This is a genomic window from Pseudoalteromonas sp. XI10 (assembly GCF_001469895.1).
GTDB lineage: Bacteria > Pseudomonadota > Gammaproteobacteria > Enterobacterales > Alteromonadaceae > Pseudoalteromonas.
Genome location: NZ_LOPY01000045.1, coordinates 1 through 21,524 on the forward strand (window position 1 = coordinate 1; position 21,524 = coordinate 21,524).

The 21,524-nt window shown below is 42.2% G+C and carries 25 protein-coding genes and 2 tRNA genes; 13 read left to right on the forward strand and 14 right to left on the reverse strand.

The genetic code is table 11. The features are described from left to right. Positions 1-501: 501 nt before the first annotated feature. The 8 genes from AUR67_RS11370 to AUR67_RS11405 all read left to right on the forward strand — a co-directional run bounded on the left by AUR67_RS11370 (position 502) and on the right by AUR67_RS11405 (position 6,575). A complete protein-coding gene (locus AUR67_RS11370) occupies positions 502-1,434 on the forward strand; it encodes a hypothetical protein (RefSeq protein WP_058585354.1) in 933 nt (310 codons plus the stop codon). A gap of 30 nt (positions 1,435-1,464) precedes the next feature. After that, complete coding sequence (locus AUR67_RS11375) at positions 1,465-2,364, forward strand: DUF350 domain-containing protein (protein ID WP_054563730.1); 900 nt, start codon at positions 1,465-1,467, stop codon at positions 2,362-2,364. Positions 2,365-2,437: 73 nt separating this feature from the next. Then, positions 2,438-4,090 carry a polyamine aminopropyltransferase gene (locus AUR67_RS11380; protein ID WP_414858337.1) on the forward strand — a complete coding sequence of 551 codons (1,653 nt, stop codon included), beginning with the start codon at positions 2,438-2,440 and terminating at the stop codon, positions 4,088-4,090. Between the two features lie 79 nt (positions 4,091-4,169). Further along, positions 4,170-4,583 carry a YjfI family protein gene (locus AUR67_RS11385; protein WP_054563728.1) on the forward strand — a complete coding sequence of 138 codons (414 nt, stop codon included), beginning with the start codon at positions 4,170-4,172 and terminating at the stop codon, positions 4,581-4,583. Between the two features lie 24 nt (positions 4,584-4,607). Beyond that, entirely contained in the window at positions 4,608-5,300 is a 693-nt protein-coding gene (locus tag AUR67_RS11390) for a PspA/IM30 family protein (protein ID WP_054563727.1), read from the forward strand. Positions 5,301-5,371: 71 nt separating this feature from the next. Then, positions 5,372-6,010 (forward strand): hypothetical protein, encoded by a 639-nt coding sequence (locus AUR67_RS11395; RefSeq protein WP_058585356.1) that lies wholly within the window; start codon positions 5,372-5,374, stop codon positions 6,008-6,010. Then, positions 6,007-6,324: a hypothetical protein gene (locus tag AUR67_RS11400; protein WP_054554605.1), complete on the forward strand. Its 318-nt coding sequence runs from the start codon at positions 6,007-6,009 to the stop codon at positions 6,322-6,324. The genes AUR67_RS11395 and AUR67_RS11400 overlap by 4 nt, the downstream gene beginning before the upstream one ends. Positions 6,325-6,389: 65 nt before the next feature. Continuing rightward, positions 6,390-6,575, forward strand: coding sequence for a hypothetical protein (locus AUR67_RS11405; protein ID WP_054554683.1), 186 nt, complete (start codon positions 6,390-6,392; stop codon positions 6,573-6,575). Here AUR67_RS11405 and AUR67_RS11410 read toward each other — a convergent pair. From AUR67_RS11410 to AUR67_RS11430, 5 genes are all read right to left on the reverse strand, one after another. Beyond that, positions 6,568-6,969, reverse strand: a complete 402-nt coding sequence (locus tag AUR67_RS11410; protein ID WP_058585357.1) for a hypothetical protein — start codon at positions 6,967-6,969, stop codon at positions 6,568-6,570. The two genes, AUR67_RS11405 and AUR67_RS11410, sit on opposite strands and share 8 nt — an antisense overlap. Before the next feature lie 13 nt (positions 6,970-6,982). Continuing rightward, positions 6,983-7,468, reverse strand: coding sequence for a hypothetical protein (locus AUR67_RS11415; RefSeq protein ID WP_058585358.1), 486 nt, complete (start codon positions 7,466-7,468; stop codon positions 6,983-6,985). A gap of 149 nt (positions 7,469-7,617) precedes the next feature. After that, entirely contained in the window at positions 7,618-8,994 is a 1,377-nt protein-coding gene (locus AUR67_RS11420; RefSeq protein WP_058585359.1) for a class II fumarate hydratase, read from the reverse strand. Positions 8,995-9,002: 8 nt separating this feature from the next. Then, on the reverse strand, positions 9,003-9,329 hold the full coding sequence (locus AUR67_RS11425) for a hypothetical protein (RefSeq protein ID WP_058585360.1): 327 nt from the start codon (positions 9,327-9,329) through the stop codon (positions 9,003-9,005). Between the two features lie 47 nt (positions 9,330-9,376). After that, a complete protein-coding gene (locus tag AUR67_RS11430) occupies positions 9,377-9,571 on the reverse strand; it encodes a hypothetical protein (RefSeq protein WP_054554610.1) in 195 nt (64 codons plus the stop codon). A 183-nt stretch (positions 9,572-9,754) separates the two neighbouring features. On the opposite strand from AUR67_RS11430, the gene AUR67_RS11435 reads away from it, so the two are divergent. After that, positions 9,755-10,345: a DUF938 domain-containing protein gene (locus AUR67_RS11435; protein ID WP_058585361.1), complete on the forward strand. Its 591-nt coding sequence runs from the start codon at positions 9,755-9,757 to the stop codon at positions 10,343-10,345. Here the strand turns inward: AUR67_RS11435 and AUR67_RS11440 are convergent. The 3 genes from AUR67_RS11440 to AUR67_RS11450 form a co-directional block, all read right to left on the reverse strand. Beyond that, positions 10,322-11,461: a GNAT family N-acetyltransferase gene (locus AUR67_RS11440; protein ID WP_058585362.1), complete on the reverse strand. Its 1,140-nt coding sequence runs from the start codon at positions 11,459-11,461 to the stop codon at positions 10,322-10,324. The genes AUR67_RS11435 and AUR67_RS11440 overlap by 24 nt on opposite strands. Further along, positions 11,458-12,825: an alpha/beta hydrolase gene (locus tag AUR67_RS11445; protein WP_058585363.1), complete on the reverse strand. Its 1,368-nt coding sequence runs from the start codon at positions 12,823-12,825 to the stop codon at positions 11,458-11,460. The genes AUR67_RS11440 and AUR67_RS11445 overlap by 4 nt, the downstream gene beginning before the upstream one ends. A gap of 67 nt (positions 12,826-12,892) precedes the next feature. Further along, entirely contained in the window at positions 12,893-13,354 is a 462-nt protein-coding gene (locus AUR67_RS11450) for an Lrp/AsnC family transcriptional regulator (protein ID WP_058585364.1), read from the reverse strand. A gap of 113 nt (positions 13,355-13,467) precedes the next feature. Between AUR67_RS11450 and AUR67_RS11455 the strand changes: the two genes are divergently transcribed. Then, on the forward strand, positions 13,468-14,637 hold the full coding sequence (locus AUR67_RS11455; RefSeq protein ID WP_058585365.1) for a PrnB family protein: 1,170 nt from the start codon (positions 13,468-13,470) through the stop codon (positions 14,635-14,637). Continuing rightward, positions 14,637-15,755: an aminotransferase class V-fold PLP-dependent enzyme gene (locus AUR67_RS11460; RefSeq protein WP_058585366.1), complete on the forward strand. Its 1,119-nt coding sequence runs from the start codon at positions 14,637-14,639 to the stop codon at positions 15,753-15,755. The genes AUR67_RS11455 and AUR67_RS11460 overlap by 1 nt, the downstream gene beginning before the upstream one ends. On the opposite strand, the gene AUR67_RS11465 is transcribed toward AUR67_RS11460, so the two are convergent. The 5 genes from AUR67_RS11465 to AUR67_RS21285 all read right to left on the reverse strand — a co-directional run bounded on the left by AUR67_RS11465 (position 15,727) and on the right by AUR67_RS21285 (position 17,774). Then, the gene (locus tag AUR67_RS11465) at positions 15,727-16,491 is read right to left on the reverse strand and encodes an MBL fold metallo-hydrolase (protein WP_058585367.1); all 765 of its coding nucleotides are present in this window, start codon (positions 16,489-16,491) and stop codon (positions 15,727-15,729) included. The two genes, AUR67_RS11460 and AUR67_RS11465, sit on opposite strands and share 29 nt — an antisense overlap. A gap of 69 nt (positions 16,492-16,560) precedes the next feature. Next, entirely contained in the window at positions 16,561-17,061 is a 501-nt protein-coding gene (locus AUR67_RS11470) for a DUF4124 domain-containing protein (protein WP_161936941.1), read from the reverse strand. Between the two features lie 108 nt (positions 17,062-17,169). Continuing rightward, positions 17,170-17,262: transfer RNA gene (locus AUR67_RS11475), tRNA-Ser, on the reverse strand. 53 nt (positions 17,263-17,315) lie between these two features. After that, positions 17,316-17,406: transfer RNA gene (locus AUR67_RS11480), tRNA-Ser, on the reverse strand. A 227-nt stretch (positions 17,407-17,633) separates the two neighbouring features. Further along, positions 17,634-17,774, reverse strand: a complete 141-nt coding sequence (locus AUR67_RS21285) for a hypothetical protein (RefSeq protein WP_166341396.1) — start codon at positions 17,772-17,774, stop codon at positions 17,634-17,636. A 324-nt stretch (positions 17,775-18,098) separates the two neighbouring features. Here AUR67_RS21285 and AUR67_RS11485 point away from each other — a divergent pair, with 324 nt between their 5' ends. After that, the gene (locus tag AUR67_RS11485; protein ID WP_058585369.1) at positions 18,099-18,947 is read left to right on the forward strand and encodes a diacylglycerol/lipid kinase family protein; all 849 of its coding nucleotides are present in this window, start codon (positions 18,099-18,101) and stop codon (positions 18,945-18,947) included. A gap of 53 nt (positions 18,948-19,000) precedes the next feature. On the opposite strand, the gene AUR67_RS11490 is transcribed toward AUR67_RS11485, so the two are convergent. Further along, complete coding sequence (locus AUR67_RS11490; protein ID WP_054563712.1) at positions 19,001-19,930, reverse strand: DMT family transporter; 930 nt, start codon at positions 19,928-19,930, stop codon at positions 19,001-19,003. A 101-nt stretch (positions 19,931-20,031) separates the two neighbouring features. Here AUR67_RS11490 and AUR67_RS11495 point away from each other — a divergent pair, with 101 nt between their 5' ends. After that, entirely contained in the window at positions 20,032-21,474 is a 1,443-nt protein-coding gene (locus AUR67_RS11495) for a PLP-dependent aminotransferase family protein (RefSeq protein ID WP_058585370.1), read from the forward strand. Positions 21,475-21,524 lie beyond the last annotated feature (50 nt).

A 21,524-nucleotide genomic window follows, 5' to 3' on the forward strand; every position in this document is an offset into this window, starting at 1 on the left:
AAATAAGAGAAAGCCCGATTCGAAAGAGTCGGGCTTTTTTGCGTTTTAGCTGTCAGCTTTCAGCCGTCAGACGTCAGCTGAACTGTGGGGTTGTCCTGTAAAGAGTCACCCACAGCAACAAAACCCCGTAGGAGGCACTTCAGTGCCGAATGAATCAATCAAACACATTCACGGCTGAAGCCATTCCTACAAGTACACTTTGCCTAGAACCTAGAACCTAGAACCTCTGCCGAACGGATACAGCACCAAACACCCACACCACGCGGCTGATCGCTGACGGCTGAAAGCTGATAGCTCTGTGATGTGTTGGGTTTCGCTGCGCTCTACCCAACCTACGCCAAACTTCCAAGCTTTACTCTTTCAACTTTCCCCTCGCTAACTTTACTCTCGCTAACTAGCAATTCACGACCCAATTTACCCTTTGTTGCAATTTTAATCTTGGTTTAGTACCTGAGCTATGTAAAACTATTTGCGTTTTTAAACCACAATCAGGTGACATGAATGTCTCAAATAAAAGCTTGGAAACTTATTAGCCTGTTTTGTTTGGTAAGCTTGCTTATGGGCTGTGAGTCGAAAGAAGAGCAGCTGAAACAAACAATACAACAATCCATAGAAAAAGCTGAAGTTGAATTAAATCAACTCGGTACAGCGCTTGATAATGGCTCTTTGCGTAATGCGACGATACTTAAACAATACGGCAAGGTGCTTGCTGAGCAGCAACCGCAACTTTCTGAGATCGCCCGTGTAATTAGTCTTGATGCGACACGTGAAGGGGCTATTTATTCAGGTCTTACACAACGCTTAGCTGATGTTAAGTCTACTTATCTAATACCACCATATGAAGATACTCTTCATCAACTTGATCTTATTCGTGATGCTGCCAAGCCATCTTTATTTCAAGATGCGCTTACCGATCCTATCAATATGCTTGCTGATATGTCGCAGGGGTCACTGGCACGGGTTGGCGCAATTAGTGAGGCCGCTGAAGGTGAAAGTGTTGGTAACCAGTTAGTTGGTAATCCTAACTATGGGCAATGGCAAACGAATAGCAGCGGTACCAGCTTTTGGGTTTGGTACGGGATGTATCGCATGTTGGGCGATGTATTCGACCGAGTTGAGTATGGTCGCTGGAGCCGCCACAGAAAGTACAGCTATTACAATGACTATGGCCGTTACCGTTATTCGAGCCCAAAACAGATTAAAGCACAACAAACGGTAGAGACACGTACTCGTCAGTCTTATCAACGCCAAGGTAAACAATTCACTAGTCCGTATGCCAAGAAGCGTAGTGGCGCATCTGGATTAAGCCGTAGCAGCTATACGCCGCCACGCACACGTAGTAGCTATGCTTCTAGCAGTAGTTACAGTAGAAGCTCTGGGTCATTACGTAACAGCTCGAGCAGAACATCACGTGGCATTAGCCGCGGTAAGTAGTGAAAAGAATAACCACCGGAGTTACAACACATGTATGAATTTAATGGAATAACAACTTGGTCGTTGCAAGCTTTAGCAATCGACTTTGCAATCATTATCGCTTTATTTGTCAGCCTAAAATTTATTAAAGGCTGGGTATCTAACTTACACGCTAATGATGAAATAACTGAGCGTGACAATTTTGCTTTTGGTATTAGTTTTGCGGCTGGGCTTGTGGCACTTGCTATTGTTCTTAGTGGCGTGAGCAGCGGCGCATTTGCACCGACTTTACAACAAGAAGCATTACAAATGCTAGGTTATGGTGTGATGGCGATTGTGCTTATCAAGCTAGGTCACTTCTTCCAAGACAAGGTAGCGCTTCGTAAAGTGAGCCTGCATGACGAAATCGTAAAAGGTAATGCGACTGCTGCATTGATTGATTTTGGTCATGTAGTTAGTGTGGCGATTGTCATTCGCTCAGCTTTATTTTGGGTTGCGACCGAAGGCTGGCATGGTATTCCAATTGTGATCGCAGCTTTTGCCATTGGCAGCATTGCGATGCTACTGATCAGTCAATATCGAGTGCAGTTATTCAAGCGTACTAATCGCAGTGGTGATTGCTTACAACAAGCGGTTATTGACGGTAACTTAGCAGTAGGTATTCGTTATGCTGGCTTTTTAGTGGGTAGTGCATTGGCATTAACTGCTGCATCAGGTATTGCTCCTTATGCGGCTGACAACATTGTTGCTAGTTTAGGTTACTGGGCATTAAGTGCAGCAGTGAGTTTAGTTGCTTTCATTTTACTACACTTAGTGACTATCAAAATCATCCTATCTGGTTGTGATATTTCAGATGAAGTGAACCGCCAGAAGAACGTGGGTGTTGCAGCTATCTCTGCAGCAATCTCATTTGCGATTGGCTCGACTATGGCAACCTTGTTAGGTGCCTAATTAAGTGTCTATTACAACAAGCGCCCCAAGTAGAGCCAATCTACTTGGGCATGATTTCCTATTAATAACTGTTATGGCCGTACTCGCTGGGTGCGGCCTTATTTATGAATACCTGCTATCTCATTATGCTGGTCGTGTCTTAGGCTCGGTCGAGAGTGCCATTTATGCCATGATCGGTACCATGATTGTCGCTATGGGTATCGGTGCATTTTTAGCACGTTGGTTTAAAGATGCATTTACTGCTTTCGCGTGGCTAGAGAGCATAATTGCTTTGGTTGGCATGGGCTGTATTTTAGCGATAGCGAGCGTTATCGCTGTCAGTTATTCACTGCCGCATATCTTCTCCGAAATTTTTAACTTGCCTGCAGATACCGTACTTAATGGCTATGTATTTGAAAAGCTACAAGAGTGGTCACGTTTCTTACCCTATGTGTTTGGTCTGTTACTCGGGCTATTGATCGGTATGGAGATCCCGCTGATTGCGCGTATTCGCCAGCAAGTTTATGGCCGCTTTTTAGAAAATAATGCGGGAACTATTTACGGGGCGGATTATATCGGTGCCGGTGTCGGTGCTGCTATTTGGGTGAGCATTATGCTTGCGATGCCAATTATGCAAGCAGCAGCTTGGACGGCGTTGTTTAATATTATTGCCGGTCTCGTGTTTCTATGGCGCTATCATCAACATGTTCGCTTCGCTAAGTTACTGTTAGTTTGCCATGTGCTGTTGTTGGTGTTTTTTGCGTTTGTGCTCGTGCTTGGCACCAGCTGGATGAAAAACCTAAGCAATGTTTTATACAAAGATAAAGTTATCTATTCGCAAGCAACTAAGTATCAGCACCTAGTTTTAACTGAGCGTTTGAGCCGCAATCAGCCCAATGCAATTACCGATCTTTACCTCAATGGCCGTTTACAATTCTCAAGTGTGGATGAGCAAATTTATCATTCTATGCTTGTCTATCCTGCTATGTTGGCCTCAAATCGCCATGACCGCGTGTTGATCATCGGGGGTGGTGATGGGCTTGCATTGCGTGATGTTCTGAAGTGGCCAGTAGAGCATGTCACCTTGGTTGACTTAGATGGTCAGTTGTTAAACTTATTTGGTAATGATGTCGGCGACTATGATGCGCCAGAAGAAATCAGAACACGTTTAACAGCGCTAAATAAGCACTCTATGAGCGATCCCCGGGCTGATATTCGCATTGCAGATGCCTTTTTAGAAGTCGAAGCAATGCTTGCTAAAGGCGAGCGCTTTGACACTATTTTAATTGACCTACCAGACCCTAATCATCCTGATCTTAATAAGATGTACAGTGATTATTTTTATAATCATGTGCGTCAGTTGTTGGCACCTGATGGGGCTGTGGCCGTGCAATCAACATCGCCTTATCATGCGAAGAAAGCATTTTTAAGTATTGCTAAAACAATGAAAGCTGCTGGCTTTGGTTATGTTGAGCAATACCAACAAAATATTCCTTCGTTTGGTCAATGGGGTTGGACTATCGCGACCACCGCTGGCAAATCAGCAAGTCAGCGAATTCGCGAAACGAACGAATTACCGGTGCCATCTCGTTGGGTAAGCAAAGAATATTTATTGGCTTCTTTTGTGTTTCCGAATCATTTTTTTGAACAAGTAAACACGATTGAAGTCAATAGATTAGGTTCAGGAACCTTATATGATTATTACCGCCAAGCGTGGCAAGTTGAAACCGAATTGTACAAAAATTGATATTTTATAGTTGACATAATATGTCGGCTATGCAAATCTTAACTCAGACATAATATGTCAAAACGTAAAAAGGTGAGACATGGAATTAAATGAACTATCAATCAAACTGGCTTCTTTTGAAACAGAAGGTGTGAGCTTTGAGTCTTTCTTGATTGCCAACGAAGGCGAGCAAGATGTGTTACAAGTTATCGTCGATGGGAATGATGAGTTACCTATCTTTGTTACCCAAACAGAAGAGCAACTACTTTGTATTAGCTACCTGTTTGCTGAAAACGAAGTACAAGCAGATATGCGTAATGAGTTAAACGAAACGTTACTACGTTTAAATGTACCAATTCCATTAAGTGCATTTGCAAAAATTGATGATAAATACGCTATTTTTGGCGCGTTATCGGTTAATTCATCGTTTGATGATATTACCCATGAGTTGGTAACACTGGCAGACAATGCGATTGATGCACTTGAAGCCGTGACCATTTATTTAAACGATTAATTAGCAATTTCTGGAGTTAAGATTATGAGTATTTTAAAGAAACTATTTACAGCTGTACGTGGTGGCGCTCGTGAAGCAGGACAAGCAATTGTTGATGCAAACGGTATCCGTATCTTTGAACAAGAAATTGCTGATGCACAAAATGCCCTACAACGCGCTAAAAAAAGCCTGACCGAAGTAATGGCAAAAGAGATGCAAACGAAGCGTAAAATTAGCGCACTAGATGCATCAATTGCAGAACATGAAGCGTATGCAGGCCAAGCACTTGAAAAAGGCAATGAAGCGCTAGCATTAGAAATCGCAGAAAAAATCGGTGATTTTGAAGCTGAGAAAGCAGAGCACGAAGAAGTATTAGCTGGTTTTAGTAACCACATTGTGCAACTAAAGCAGCAAGTTAAAGATGCTGAAAAGTCGATTAAAGAAAACCAACGTCAATTAACAATGGTTAAAACGACTGAAAGTGTTCAGCAAGCAACAATGGCTGTTAATAGCACGCTAAATACTAATAGCTCATCAATGACATCTGCACGTGAGTCTCTAGAGCGTATTAAGCAGCGTCAGCAAGACCGTCAAGACCAGTTAGGTGCGGCTAAGCAACTAGAAGCTGATACTAATGGCGATGATTTAAAAGCGAAAATGGCTGAAGCGGGTATTGGTGATACCAACCCGAAAAGCGCGGATATTTTGGCGCGTATTAAAGCAAAACAAAATAGCTAATCAGTTAACGGAAAGACAAAAGGTAACCCACGCACTGGGTTACCTTTTTTGCTTCAACAAGGAGTCAGCCAATGTTTAACTTTTTCAAATCTAAAAAAGCACCAGAGCGTCAGCTTACTGATCCAAGCCAATTACTCGTTGGTGATATGCTGACGGTGATTGATTCGTTCGCTTACCCAAGCTGGTTAAAAGGACAGACACTGCGTGTTATTGATGTGCAAACGTATCAGTACCAACGTAGTGCAGAGTATGAGTTGGTACTCGAGAGTGAATCTGGCCAAGTGGTGTTTTTGCAAATTGAATCAGATGACGGTGAGCAATGGGCAAATTTTGCGATCAAAATTCAACGCGACGATGTTGATGAGATTTTTACCCTTGATGAGTTCGCTCGTATTTTTGATGAAGACGAATTAACGGCAATTAACGTACAAAATAGCCCGGAGCGTTTTAGTCACTTTTTAGCATCGAGCTACAAACAATCAGAATCACCTTATGTGTGTTATTTCCATAATAAGGATTACCGTAATAAGCCTTTACCTCGTTATGAAGATGAAGGCGGTGAACCGTGTGAAATGATTTGTTTAAGCTCAGATGATGAATCGCATAGTTTAAATATTGAGATTTGGGAAGGCGGTGAAACAGAGGTATCACTGACGTTAACCAGACCAATTAGCGATATTGTTGACTTATTTCCTGGGGATGCCAAGTGAGTGATGCAAAAGCCAAATGGCAGCGTCAGGAGCAAGCCGTTAGAGCCACGCAAATGGCGTTTGATTTAAGCTCTGAAGTGCAAAAATCAATTAAGAAGCAAGCCATTGACCAAGAGCTTACGCCATCAGATATGATCCGTAAGATTTTGGAGCTCGACGTTAAGTCGAAAAAAACCAGACAGCGTTTATCGTTTAACTTAAATGATGAAGAGATTGCTTTATTGGCTGAGCGCTTTGGTGTTGCAGCCGATGATAAGCGTGCTGTGAAGCAGCGCGTGGCTGAATTACTCATTGAACACAGTAAAAAAAGCTAAGGTTTTGCCTTTACTTCTTTAAGCCCTTACACTGAGACTAGATGTTTTAAAGAAGTGGCATGACTGTGGATATTATTTTACTTGCGTATTTAGTTATTTTTGCATTATTTGGCACTGCTGCAAGTTACTTTGTTCGCTACATTTATGCTTACTGGGTGCATAACACAATGCAGGTTAAGTACATATATAAGGCCGGGATTTGTATCATCAGCGTGGTGATTGTTTCCGGCCTTATTGCATTGTTTACTTAATCTCGATTGCTTGGCACTGCTGTGAAATACACAGCGATTGTACAGGCAGAACTGGTGAGCAATCGTTAACAGTTAATGCTTGATCAGATGACTTCTCAGCCGCTGTAATTCGCTCTGCAAGTTGCTCTGCTTGCTCTTGCGTGTTGTTTAACGTTGAATAAACCACATAGCGACTTGGGCCACCACATGCTCGCTCACCAACTTCTAACACCTTACATTGAAAACTCGCAGTACAGCTATTATTGCTAACGATATCGTTCAGCTGATCATTTAAATCACCTAAATCAACGCGTGCAGAGCTACCCGACGTTGTTGTTTCGCAACCGCTTAAAGCAATGCTTGCTAACACAGTTGTGGTGATGAAAAGTTTCTTGAAAGTCGATGAACGAACCATTATTGCTTATTCCTTAGTATACACTTGCCGCTGAGCCTTCGATTCTAACACAAGTATTCTCAGAACACTGCGCACCTGGTGCGGTTAGATGCTGACAAATACTCATCATGTCGTTTGCTGCGTTAAATTGCTTTTCAAGGGCGGTGATATCTTTTGCAAGTTTTTCAACCTCAGCAGTGTCAGCTGTTTTAGTTGAATACACAATGAAACTACTTGGGCCGCCACAGGCACGACTACCAACAGGTAATACTTTACATTGGGTGCTGTTGTCACAGCTTGGATCATCGATTAATTGTTTAAGTTGCTCATGGGCAGAGCTAATAGTGGCTTTATCTGGGGCTGCTTTGGTCACTTCCTCAGAGTTTTTTATTTCAACGGCTTTTGGTGCCTCGACAAGTTTATTGTTGGTTGCCGTTGATTCGGCTTGTTCATTAGTTGCAGCGTCCGAGCACGCAGTTAATAACACAGGAAATAAAATTGCCAATAGTGGATAGCGCATAACATACCTAAAAATCGTTGAATAAGTACTCACTATCATACACATTGCTCAAAGTGGAGCAATAAAAACGTTAGCTTTCAGTAAGTAGCTCTGTATTCACAGAGCTACAATAAGATAAAAGTTTTACAGCTATCTGCAATAAATAGGTATTACAAACCACCTTGGGTTAGTTTGGCTGGGTTCAGTAACTCGCTCAGTTCTTCGCGCGAAATATCCGTATGCTCAGCAGCAACATCAATAATAGGGCGACCTTCTTGATAAGCTATTTTGGCAATTTTTGCGGCTTTGCTATAGCCGATCACCGGATTAAGTGCAGTAACCAGAATTGGGTTTTTAGCGAGCGCTTTATCAACATTGCTTTGGTTTACTTTAAAGCTGGCAATCGCTTTATCTGCCAGAGCTTCACTGCTATTTGCCAGCAGTTCGATACTTTGCAAAATGTTTAAGGCAATCACAGGTAGCATTACATTGAGCTCAAAGTTACCCGCTTGACCAGCCACTGTAATGGTAGCGTCATTGCCAATTACTTGTGCGCTGACCATCGTTGCCGCTTCAGGGATCACAGGGTTTACTTTACCCGGCATAATTGATGAGCCCGGTTGTAGAGCTTCAAGTTCAATTTCACCAAGACCTGCAAGTGGGCCAGAGTTCATCCAGCGCAAGTCATTGGCTATTTTCATTTGTGCTACAGCAAGTACCTTTAGCTGGCCTGACAGCGCAACAATGGCGTCTTGTGAGCCGATGTTATAAAAGAAGTTTTTGCTTGGGCTAAAGCGAATACCTACATTCTCACTCAAGTGTTGGCAAAACTCACCGGCAAACGCTGGATCGGCATTTATGCCGGTACCAACTGCTGTACCACCTTGTGCAAGTTCACAAACTCGCTCGAGTGCTTGGCGAATGCCTGCCATTGAATGATCCACTTGTAACTGCCATGCAGCCAGTGTTTGTGCAAAACTCACAGGCATTGCATCCATTAAATGAGTGCGACCGGTTTTAACAATATGGCCTACTTCGGCTTGTTTGCTTTGTAGGCTTTGACTGAGTTTATCGAGTTTAGGAAACAGCTCATAAATGATGTTAATAGCGCTACTTACAGCAATCGCAGTGGGGATCACATCATTTGAGCTTTGTCCCATGTTCACATCATCGTTGGGGTGAATGGTTTCCCCTGCAAATTGGCTCGCCAGCGTTGCAATGACTTCATTGGCATTCATATTTGAGCTAGTGCCAGAGCCTGTCTGAAATACATCAACCGGAAACTCTGAAAAATGCTTACCATCGATGACCTCTTGGCATGCTTGCTCAATGGCTTTGGCTTTACCTTGGCTCAAATGGCCTAAAGCAGCATTACTTTGAGCGGCAGCTTGCTTAATGTAGGCGAGGGCGGTGATAAATTGCTTAGGCATGGCTAAGCCACTAATTTGAAAATTGTTGATAGCGCGTTGCGTTTGAGCTTGATACAAAGCATTGGCAGGGACTTGTAGCTCACCCATGCTATCTGATTCGGTTCTAAATTGGCTCATAAACACTCCTAAATCGGGTTAAATTCTTGGCTGAGAAGGCACGCTTCTCGCTCCAAACTGAAATACTTTTCAATACAGTTATGAGTTTTGTAGTAACGCTTTAGCGCAAGTTGCGGTTTATAAAGCTGAGCCAAACATTGTTTACGAATTGCATTATGCACTAATGAATCACACATCTTTTCAAGTAGTTCATGAAAGGTGCGTCTTAGATACAGCTCTTGCAAAATAAAGTTGTGATGCTTTTCGTAATAGCGTGCAATGTTTAAACCCGCTTCAACATAATTAGCAACAAGTGCAGGGGCATGTAGCCCAGGTCTTTGGCAAACACATTTCATTTGCCGCTGATAATGAAGCTAAGACTGAATGGATTAACTGTGTGTGATTAATTGTAGCCGAGAATAAAAATCTGGTCTGTTTCATGTTTTTTCGGCGCCTGTACATTTTCTTTGTTACATTGAGAAAGAAGATCGATCACGGTTGCTCTGTCGTCACAACTTGTTAAGGCGGCTTTTTCGCTTTCAGCACGTTCGCTGGCTGCAAGTGCTGCATCTACAGCGGTGTAGGGTGAGATATACATAATATTACTCCTATTGGTTAATTCACTTAAGAAATAGCATAAGCTGTACCAATATTGATTAATAAATTTAACTTGTTGAAAATAATGGCTTTATATTTTTAACTAATAAATTCACCGCGACTTTATTATTTATTTTTGCTTTACTGTTGTGCACTAATTACCAAACATGGTGCACTAATTTGTATGGATAAACCCTTCTCTCAAGCCTGTGAAAACAACAAATTACCTATTTTAAACGTATTAGCAGAGTTCTTTTCTGATGTGACGGATGTATTAGAAGTCGGCTCAGGTACTGGGCAACATAGTGTGCATTTTGCAACGCATTTAGCACATTTGCAGTGGCATTGTAGTGATCGCGAGGTTAATCACCCGGGGATTTTACAATGGCATCAAGAAGCTGCATTAACTAACTTGCATGCGCCACTGACACTCGATCTTAATGATCCTTGGCCGGTTGAAACTGTGAATGCCATTTTTACGGCGAATACAATGCACATTATTAGCTGGCCACTGGTGGAGCGCTTTTTCCAAGGTGTAGCAAAGCATTTAGCGCCAAAAGGTAAGTTGTGTATTTATGGACCATTTAAGTACCAAGGTAAGTTTACCAGTGCTAGTAATGCTGAATTCGATGCTTTTTTAAAACAGCAAGATGCAAATAGTGCTATTCGTGATTTTGAAGCGATTTGCCAACTTGCAGAGCAAGCAGGCTTAACCTTGGTTGAAGATGTGCAAATGCCAGCGAATAACCAATTATTGCTGTTTAAAAGGCAGTAAGCTTTCGCATTGGGCTTTATAGAGCGCCATATGTTGGCGTTCTCTAGTTATAAAATCACTAATGGCAGCTGCAAAATCACCGTGCTGAATATGATGCAGTGAATAGGTAAATACGGGCTTAAAACCGCGACTTATTTTATGCTCACCTTGTGCGCCAGAATGGAACTGATTAAGTTTGTTGGCAATGCAGTATTCAATACCTTGGTAATAGCAAAGCTCAAAGTGCAAACTATCGAGCTCATAGTTCGTTCCCCAGTAACGACCATACAAACAGTTCTGATCTTTAAAACTGAGTGTGGCGGCAATCACTTCTCCTTGATACTTAGCGAACATTAACACCAGTTTGTCGGCCATGCTTTGCTGTAATAACTCAAAAAAGGCGGTATTCAAATAACCATTGTGGCCTGAGCGCTTTAAATAGGTTTGGCGGTAAAAATGACTAAATTGCTGCATGTGCTGTTTGCTGATGTCAGCACCTTCGATCCATTCTACGGCTATCTGCTGTTCAGTTATTTTAGCGCGTTCTTTTTTGAGTGATTTACGCTTTCTTGCGGTGAGTGAAGCTAAAAAGTCCTCAAAGCAATTATAGCCTTCATTAAACCACTGAAACTGCACGCCATGACGTTGCATTACGGTATCGCTAGTTAATGCTGTCGCTTGTTGCTGGTGGCAAAAATTTATATGCCAACCTGACCAGCCTAACTGCGCTGCTGTTGCTGTGAGTACATGCTGAGTGTAAGCATAGACTTCAGTGGGGTTATCGTGATTTATACTAATTCGTTGCCCTGCAATAGGTGTGAATGGTACGCCACACAGCCATTTAGGGTAATACTCTAGGCCATGTTGTTGATAGGCTTCAGCCCAAGCCCAGTCAAATACATATTCACCATAAGAGTGGTGTTTTAGATACCCGGGTAGTAAGGCTATGACCTGTTCTTGCTGGTAAATTGCTAGGTGCATAGGTTGCCAGCCCGACTCTTCACTCACACAGCCTGTTTGTTCTAATGCCGCTAAAAAAGCGTGATCAGTAAAGGGTGTATCATCAAAAAATGACTGCCAAAGAGTGGCATCAATCTCACTTATTTGATTAAACCAGCGGTGGCTAAACTCACTCATTGTGCAGCCGATTCAATATCTTTGATGAAACCGTTGATATGCATAGCAAGCTTATCGAAATAAGGGTTAAACGTGAGTCGCGCAAAGGGTTTGTGCGCTTGTAAATTTTCGGCTGTTCGTTCACCCATCACAACGTCTTTTTGGTATTTGCAGGCTGTATAAAGCTTGTCGTCATCTAAGTAGCTTCCGCAATTGCGATACAATGCTGTGCGACCGTAGTAAGGGTTGCTGGGTTTATTAACAATACCAATATGTGACATTCCTTTGATTTTTTTACAGTCATCGGTGTCGCAGTCATCACGAATTATTCGGTAATCAGCTGGAAAGCTGGCGGGAATATTATCGTCATCACCATAGTATACAAGCCGATCAAGCTGGTTATTCTTGCGCGTTTTTGGGTCGTGCAGCTTAGTTAAAATTTTAAAGGTCGCTTGGTTATCTATTGTGGTGTCAACATCACTAAAGGTGCTAAATATCGCTACATTAGGGAGTTGGCGATGACGTAGCTCATCAAGGCTAATACGGCTCATTGCTTCGTGACTAGCTGAGGCTGCACTAAATGGAAACGACTCATACTTGGCAAAATCAAGGTCCGCGTCTTTATCAATCCAATTTACAAATGGAATCGCATCGACCCATTTCGCTAGCCAACCGTTTTTATTGTGTGGCTCGCTTGCAGGTGAAAATAACATAGCAGCAGAAATTTTATTATCGACCGGGCCTTGAGTTAAGTAATCAATAACCAGTGCAGCACCGGTTGAGTACCCCCCTAATATCACCTGATCAAAGTCTTTTAATGTGCGCTCAATGGCATACACGCTAGCCTTTTGCCAATCATCGGCATCTATGTCTCTAAGTGCTGCAGGAGCGGTACCATGCCCAGGTAGTAAAATTGTGCGTACCGTATACCCTTGTTGATAATACACTTGTGCAAGGTCGTGATAGGTAAAGGGTGAGTCGGTTAAACCGTGGATCAAGAGCACTGCTTTACGGCTATTGGCCTGTTTAAGTTCAAATGGGCTTATTAAATCGGCAACAGTCGCGTTAGCTGGTCGAGCGCCTTGTGCAACAAGCTGCTGATAGGTGTCTGTGTAAACAGGGCATGGCAAATTAGCACGCGGGTTTTCGCTACTAATTTGCAGGTAAGCAGCGGTTAAATAGTCACTAAATGCTTGCTCGATATTATAGCTAAAGGTGCTATGGGTGCGTGGTAATGGCTCTCTAAACAGTCCTTCGCGCTTACTTTTCATCATCAGTTTTTGGTCTTCAAGCTGAGTAAGGCAGGTTTGTTGCTGCGCCATTAATGAGCTGCTAAAGAGCCCACTGATGGCCCAAGAGATAGCAACTAAGTTGATGAATTTCATATTTAAGCATCCTTTTAAAGCCTGTTTTTAGCTTATCGAGTTATGTTTTATTTGCAAGCAAGCTGCGTCAAGCGAGCGGTAAATGACGCTTAGTGAACGCTTGTTTTAAGACGACTGTTGATTCGATGTTTGCAATACAATCAATACTACCTAATTTATGTTTCACAAAGCTTTCATAGCTTTCTAAATCAGCGGCAACGATCTTCAGCAGGTAATCATAACAGCCTGAAATAACAGAACACTCAAGTACATGGTCAAGCTTCTCTGCCTGCTGTTCAAATTGCTCAGCAGCGGCAACAGAGTTCTGGTTTAAGCGAACAAAGGCATACACAGACACATTTAAATCAACGGCTTTAGGATTGATGGCAGCATGGTAACCACTGATCACATTTGCTGATTCGAGCTTTTTAATGCGGCGTAGGCAAGGGGTATCGGACAGGCTAACCGAGTGTGCCAGCTCTGAGACAGAAGTTCTCGCATTATCCTGTAAAGCATTAAGTAATTGTTGGTCTTTTTTATCTAATTTCATTTTTATTTGAGTGATTTTCACTAATCTAGATGGATTCTAGTCTATATTTTGGCGATTAGCACTCATTGAACTCTGTTAACATTATCGCAATATAATTATTTTGGAGTGAGCCTGTGACTGAGAACACTAAGGCATTTGATAGCTGGCTTCGCACCCGTTTTGTTGAGATCAACAGCGAATTAGAAAAACTATATTGGAAACAAGACGATAAAGCGAATGTAGAGGGTGTCGGTGAGCACCTTAAACGTCAATTAGAGCAAGAAGGTAATGAGCATATTCGTGCTTTACTGGCAGAAGGCAATACCGATGAAGGCTTTGATAACGCCTTTGACTTATTAGGTAATGTTGGCTTGTATATGGCGGCATGCCGTCGCCACGAAATCACTGAGCCTTCTCGTGAAACAAGTTCACCGCTTGTTGAAGCCTCTGCGTTGGCAATGCACATTGGTGCATCCATTGGTGTTACCCCGCGTTTTGCAACGGCACATTTAACAACCCACAATAAAGCGGTTGATGGTTTGTATAAGCGCTTTACTGACCTTGAAGATGAGAAAATCTTTATTGATTACAATACCAAGGGCATTTTAGCGTATAAGCGCGCGGCAGATGCTTTATTAAAAATTCAGCCGTTAGGGATATCACACCCTATCGCGGCAGATTTACTCGCAGTGGCAAAACAAGCATTGCTTGATGTGATTGAGTCGAATAATACGTTATACAACAAGCTCGATACAGACCGCTTTTTCTATTGTGTACGCCCGTATTACAAGCCGTATCGAGTAGGTAAAGAGGTATATCGTGGCGCGAATGCTGGTGATTTTGCGGGCATTAATGTTATCGATTTACTGCTTGGTCTTTGTTTTGCTAATGAACCTAGTTACTCGCAAATGCTGGTGGATAAATTCTTGTATATGATGCCTGAAGACCAGCAGATCCTGCGTGAAAGCATGCGTATGACAAGCATTATGGATGACTTTTTAGCAGCAGAAGCTGAGCGCGATAGCGAATGGTTACAAACTAATTTAAAGCTGTTTATTCAAGTGTGTAAACTGCATGGTGATACTGCCATTGGCCACCATAATCAATTGGTCAGTAAATACATTGCGCAGCCTTCACAGCAAATGCAGCAACAACATATGGATAAAGTCACAGCCAGTGGGCCACCTTTACATGTGTTACTTAACTCACTAGAGCAGTTACGTGATCGCCGTGCGGCAGCAAAACGGGACGATATTCGAACTCGGTTTGATGATTTAACTAAGTTAAAGCAGTGGATTAAGTAATGAGTAAAGACGATTTTGTAATTCCACAAGGCAGCTATTTGCTTAATCATTCTGTGGGGCGACCCTTAAAATCTGCTGAGCAGCATTTTCATCAGCAGTTTTTTGCTGCTTGGCAAAATGAAAATAAAGAACCATGGCAACAGTGGTTGCAAGGTGTTGAGGCATTTACGAGTAGTCTCGCTAAATTATTTAACTCGCAAAGTGAGTTATTTTGTCCACAAGTTAACTTATCGAGTGGTTTAACCAAGCTGTTGATGTCGCACCCGCGACTGCGACAAGAAAATTGCAAAGTGTTAATGGCAGAAAGTGACTTTCCAAGTATGGGTTTTGCGATGCAAAAAGCCCTACCTGAAAGTGCTGAAATCGTGTTTATTGGTAAGCATGAAGATTTAACTGATGCGCAGATTTGGCTGTCATATTTAGCGAATAATGATATTGATTTAGTCTTTATTAGTCATGTTTATTCAAACACGGGTCAGCAAGCGCCTATTAACGAAATTATCAATATTGCAAAGCAACACAACACATTAAGCTTACTTGATGTTGCGCAGTCTGCGGGCATTTTAGAGGTCGACTTAACTAAGCTTGATGCCGATTTTATGTTGGGCTCGAGTGTCAAATGGTTATGTGGTGGACCTGGTGCTGCTTATTTATGGGTTAACAGCAAACAGCTTTCACTTTGTCAGCCACAAGATGTTGGTTGGTTTTCTCATCAAAATCCGTTTGAATTTGATATTAAGCACTTTGCTTATCATCAAACCGCGTTGCGCTTTTGGGGCGGTACCCCTTCAGTTGCACCTTATATTCTGGCTTCGAATAGTATTAATTACTTTGCTGATCTTGGTATTGAGAAAGTACGTGCTCATAACTTAGCAATGCTCGCTCAGTTTCATGATCAATTAGCTGATTATATGCGCTCACCCATACAGGCTGACAAATGCTCTGGTACGGCTATTATGCATTTTGGCGAGCAACAAGCGGCTGTTAAAGCTGCGCTTGAGGCTGCGAATATTGCGGTTGATGAACGTCACTTAGGCTTAAGAGTCTCTGCTCATATTTATAATGATCAGCAGGATATAGATACTTTTATCACGACTGTGAAAAGCGCTTTAAATTAAGTGCTTGTCGAGCCTTTGCTTTGACTGAACGCCAATGCGTCATTGGTTTTTTGGGGACCAGCGCTAAAATTTGCTCAAAGTCGATGTCATCAATACTGACTTCATTGCTGTGGGCAAACATAATCCGTTTTGGTTGTAGCGCTTTTAGCATCAACAAAGAGCTTAAATACAGCTTTGGGTAAAAAACAGGAAAGGGTGGTACAAGCTGCCCTTTTACTTTCACTAGTAAATCAGCAATGTAAATTCGCTCGCTAGGAATATGATACAGGCTAATATCTCGGTCAGTGTGACCTGGGCTATGTAGTGCTTGCCAATCGTCAAAGCCGGGTAGGGTTGCATCAGTTGCGAGGTAATAATCTGCATCTAGATGGCGGCTGTACCAAAGGTTGTGGCGTTTTTTATTTAACCTACCTGCGACCCACCAAGCTAAAGCGATATCGGTTAAATGCATTAAGAAACCATCAATGCCTCTATACCATTGACCTGGAGCATTCGACGTCGCTATTTTGCCGCCGCTTAACTTTCTTAGTGCATGCGCTCCACCGGCATGATCTGGGTGCATATGGGTGACTACAATCAGTTTTAAGTCAGTGATGGGGCGCTTTAGTTGTTCGGTAATATAGTCAAATACTGTATCAACATCAGCACGGCAACACCCATCAAGCAGCATCAATTTATCTGGATATTCAACTAAATAGATATTTTGAATATAACCTTCGAGCGTGTGAATGTGCAAATCAATTGACCCCTAAACTAAATCAGCAAATGTTGTTATATCATGTCTGACCAGTTTTAGTAAGTTAAGCTAATTGGATTGCGTGCCTTGCTCTCTGAGCTGCTTTTTGTTTTCTTCTAACTGTGCTACCTGTTTTTCGAGGATGCTTATTTGGCTCTTATAGTAAGCGTTAATACGCTCACTTTGTTTACTGATAGCATCATCAATAGACGCTGCCCCTAATCTGTTTGCGGCATCTTGCGTCATATTATTGAGTTTATCGATGCGCTCACTTTGTTGTTTTTGTAGTTCTTTGATTTCTAGTTGAAGGCGGTCTATTTCACGATCGGCTTTTTGAATTTTTAAATAATCTTCAACACTTAAGTCGGCAGGCTTTTGTGGTTTTTGCGGCTGCTCTGTAGCTGGTGTTTGGCTAGTTGCTGGTGGCGGTGCAATTTTCACGATTACCGCGTCTTTTCCACAAGGTTTCTCTGTAAAAGTGGCAACCCCGTCAATCATGCACTTATAAATAGTGGCTTGACTGTTGGCGCTGGCAAATAGGGCAAGAGTAAAAAATGCAAAACGAAACATAGCATCACTTTGTGTAGCAAATAGATACTTAGCATGCATGAAATATAATGAAGTGTGCAAGTTTTCGGGCATAAAAAAACCGCTTAAAAGCGGTTTTTAACAATAAAATGGTGGAGAAGGAGGGATTCGAACCCTCGATAGAGCTACAAACCCTATACTCCCTTAGCAGGGGAGCGCCTTCGGCCACTCGGCCACCTCTCCAGCGCATAATTCTGATTGTAATTTGCTGAAATTAATCAACAAATAAAAATAAGTGGTGGAGAGATAGGGATTTGAACCCTAGAGGGGCTACAAACCCCTGCCGGTTTTCAAGACCGGTGCATTCGACCACTCTGCCATCTCTCCACGTCGTGATGCGAGAATAATACTTAGCTGAATCGGCTGTGTAAATAGGAAAAAGTTTGTTTGCTTGTTTTTTGAGCGTAAAGAGGGTGTTTTTTGTAAAAAGGTTTAATTAATTGCTGTTTTTAACTTAAAAGAAAGGGGTTGGAGCAGTAAACGGAGGAGCTAAAGAAGGATCTTCGTTAGTGGTTGGGTGTTTACTGCACCGATAAAGTAACCATGGTTGGGGATTACTTGTGTTGTACTGCGCCGCCAAGAGCTAACTTTTTGCCGTAGCGATTCAGTTTTGCCAACATTTTTGCTTTGCGGTTTGTTGGTTTTACGGCAACATGAGTTGCAGCGTTTTGGTTTAATGTATTAATTGGGTTCATTACTTTGCTCCGGGTTGTGTTTGGTTGAAAACGTGAGTATTTTGCAATCAAACTGGACAAAAATAAAACGATAAAAATTGAGTCTGTCGGATAACTTTTTCTAATCCAAAAGCCTTTTATTAACATGGGGTTAAGTTTTTGTCTAAGTGATATCTTGCATGCTTATGCAGTTTCTTTAACGCTGAAGTGTAGGTAAATAAAGGTTTTTAGTTTTTATTATTTTTATTTATGCGTTTTTAGAGTGAGAAAGTGACTAATTATTCAGATTAATATAATTTGAACGAGTGTGGTGTTTTTGCCATGCAAGAAAAGAAGTAACCGTTGATGTTGATAATAATAAAGCCAAGTGACAAAAAAAATCATAAAAACAGTGTTGATTGGCTACTAAAAGAATGTAAAAAAAGACAGATTGAGCCTAAATTGTATTTAACCACAGGCAAGTTTGAGAATGATTGCGCTGATATAGCGCTTTTGGCTAAAAACCAAACTCAAGTTGTGGTGATTGGTGGTGATGGGACGCTGCATTTAGCTGTTAATGCATTAATGATGAGTCGCTGTGCTATCGCGTTAATTCCGGCAGGCACAGGAAATGATTTTGCTCGTGGCTTTGCGTGTAAACAACAGGCTTGGTATGACGCTGTTTTTAATAGCCGTACTGAGTTAATCGATGTTGGACAAATCAATCAGCGCTATTTTATTAATGTGGCGGGAATAGGTTTTGACGCTGAAGTCGTGACTCAACTAAATAAAGCCGAAAGTTTTAGCTCGTTTGGCTACACTTGGCAGGGCATCAAGCAGCTATTTTCATTTAAGGCACAGTCACTTCAGGGTGAGTTTAATGGTAAAGCACTCAGCTACAGTAATTTAGCGACGATTTTTGCTAATCATCATTACTTTGGTGGTGGCTTAAAGATTGCCCCTCGTGCAAAGTTAAATGATGGTCAGCTTGATTGCTACTGCATGCCAGCTGGCGGTTTGTTGAAAAACCTGATCAGCTTTTTGTATTTACTGCTTGTAAAGCATCATGGTTTGCAAGCGCTAGAATATACCCAGTTAACAACTGCAGAGGTCACCACGAAAGGGTTGGCTATAGAAGCCGATGGTGAGCTTGTTGGTTTTACTCCGGCTAAAGTTAAGATTCACAAACAAGCACTTCGTTTTCATATGCCATAAAAAAGCGCCGGCAAATTTGCCAGCGCTTGGTGTTAGAGGCGACATAGTCACTTCTAACTGGGGACGGAGCTTTTTTGCTGCAAGTTACGCGCAGCAAAAAATGCTTTAATTTGTCGAGTTGGAGTCAGCACGATAGCATTACCGAATAACACTAGGCTAAAACCCATAAAGGTATTCGCTTGCCATTCGAATCCTTCAAATAAGGTACTTAACACCACTGCAACCAGTGGGAATAATACGATCACATAGCTTGCGCGCTCAGGGCCGATGTTTTTAAGTAGCGCGAAGTAACAAGCAAATGCGATTACGGTACCAAATACTGCTAAATAGAAGAGCGATACCCAATAGCTACTTGGGGCGTTCAATGTAAGCTCAACATCACTGACTAAAACATAAGCAGCTAGGCCTAAAGCGCTGTATAACATACCCCAGGCATTGCCTTGAAGTACGCCAATGTTGCGTTGTGAATTTCGAACGCTGACCATATTCCCCAATGAAGCCACAAAGGTTCCAGATAGCGCAAGTAGTAACCCGACCAACGCACCATTACTCAAGTCGAATTGCTGAATTTGTGGCCAAAACAAGCTGGCAATACCCATTACGCCGAGTAAAGCACCAAAGTAAATTCGTTTCGCAATTGGCTTTGCGAAGAACAAGCGGGTGTTAATAATGTTCATCAATAGCAACATCGAAAACGCTATTGAGGCCATTGCTGAGGTGAGATAGTTCTGCGCCCAATACAGCACTAAATAATTTAAACCAAAGTTAAATAAGGCTAATAAAGCAAAAAATCCGTGATCACGCAGTGAATAATGCATAGGTAGCTTTTTCATGAGCACAAAGGCCCACATTAAAATAGCTGCAATGGCAAAGCGGTAAAATAAAGAGACCTCAACAGCAACATCACCTAGTTGAAACTCAATAGCTAGCCAAGTCGATCCCCAGATCAGTACTGTAGCAAGGTAGAGAGCGGCGCTTTTCATAGTTAGTACCCAAAAATTGAAAGTATGTTCATTTTAATCCTCTTCTGTATACTTAACATATACAGAAAACTAGAAATGCAACCTATACAGTTTGGTGGGCTATGTCACAAGTTATCAGTCGTAGTAACAGTGAGTTTTTATATCAACAAGTTATTCAGCTAGTTAGAGATCTTTGCTTGCAAGGCTCGTTATTACCGGGTGAAAAGTTACCTTCGCTCAGAAAAATGGCAGACAAGCTCAATATTAGTATTCCTACTGTAAAACAGGCGTATCAATTACTTGAAGGGCAAGGATTGATTGAAGCAAGAGAAAAGTCAGGGTACTTTTTAAAGTCTTCACAGTTAAATCAGTCACGACCAAAGCGAGTTAGGCTCAGTCGAGAACCTACCACAGTCAATAAGCAAGGCTTAATAGAGCAAGTTTATGGTGCCATCCATAAGGCTAATGTGGTGCCATTTGGTATCGCCAACCCTGTAGCCGCTGCACCGACAGATAAAGCACTGGCACGAACAATGCGCCGAGTAATGACATTAGCGGGCGCATCGGCAATTAATTACGGCCCGATGGATGGCTTTGCACCACTTAAAAAACAACTCATTCATCGCTATCTGGATTTTGGCATTGGGGTTGATAGCGATGAACTAGTGATCACCAATGGTGCTCAAGAAGCGTTGGCGATTGCCCTTAAGTGTGTCGCTAAACCCGGTGATGTTATTGCTATCGAGTCGCCTTGTTATTTTGGCATTATCGAATTAATTGAAAGCTTAGGCTTAAAGGCACTGGAAATACCGCTGTGCCCCGATGAAGGAATTTGGCTAGATGATTTGGCTCAAGCACTCGATGAGCATGATATAAAAGCCTGTGTGTTTTCAACCTCATTAAATAACCCAGTTGGCAGTTTTATGCCTGATGACAAGCGTGAGCAATTAGTGGCACTTTTAGAGCAGCGTGATGTGGTGCTTATTGAGGATGATGTATATGGCGACTTACATTTTACAGCTAAGCGTGCCACGCCTGCACAAGCCTATTCAAAAAAGGGCTTAGTGATCACCTGCGCGTCGTTTTCAAAAACAGCTGCCCCCAGTTACCGCATTGGTTGGATCATTGCCGGTAAGTTTGCTGAACAAGCAAGACGACACAAACGCGCGCTTAGTTGCTCTGCGCCACTTATAAACCAGTGGACCTTGTATGAGTTTATAGCTAGCGGTGAGTACGACCGTAACATTCGTTTGCTTAGACAGCGCTTAAGTACCAACAAAGAGCGTATGATTTGGTGCCTGCAGCAATATATGCCAAGTTGTGCGCGTATTAGTAATCCGCAGGGTGGCTGTGTTATCTGGGTTGACCTTGGTAGCCAATATGATGCGGTAAAGTTATTCCATTTGGCATTAGAGGCGGGGATCAGCATTACTCCAGGGTTGATATTCTCAGCGGGTAAAAAGTACCGTAGCTGTTTTCGTTTAAGTTATGGCTTGCCTTGGTCTGAGAATTTAGAGCAGGCAATTAAAACGTTATCGCAGCTGACTGTGCTGGCCAAAAAATAAAAAAGCGCAGAGCAAGCTCTGCGCGAAAGGACCAAGTGTTTTGGTTCAGG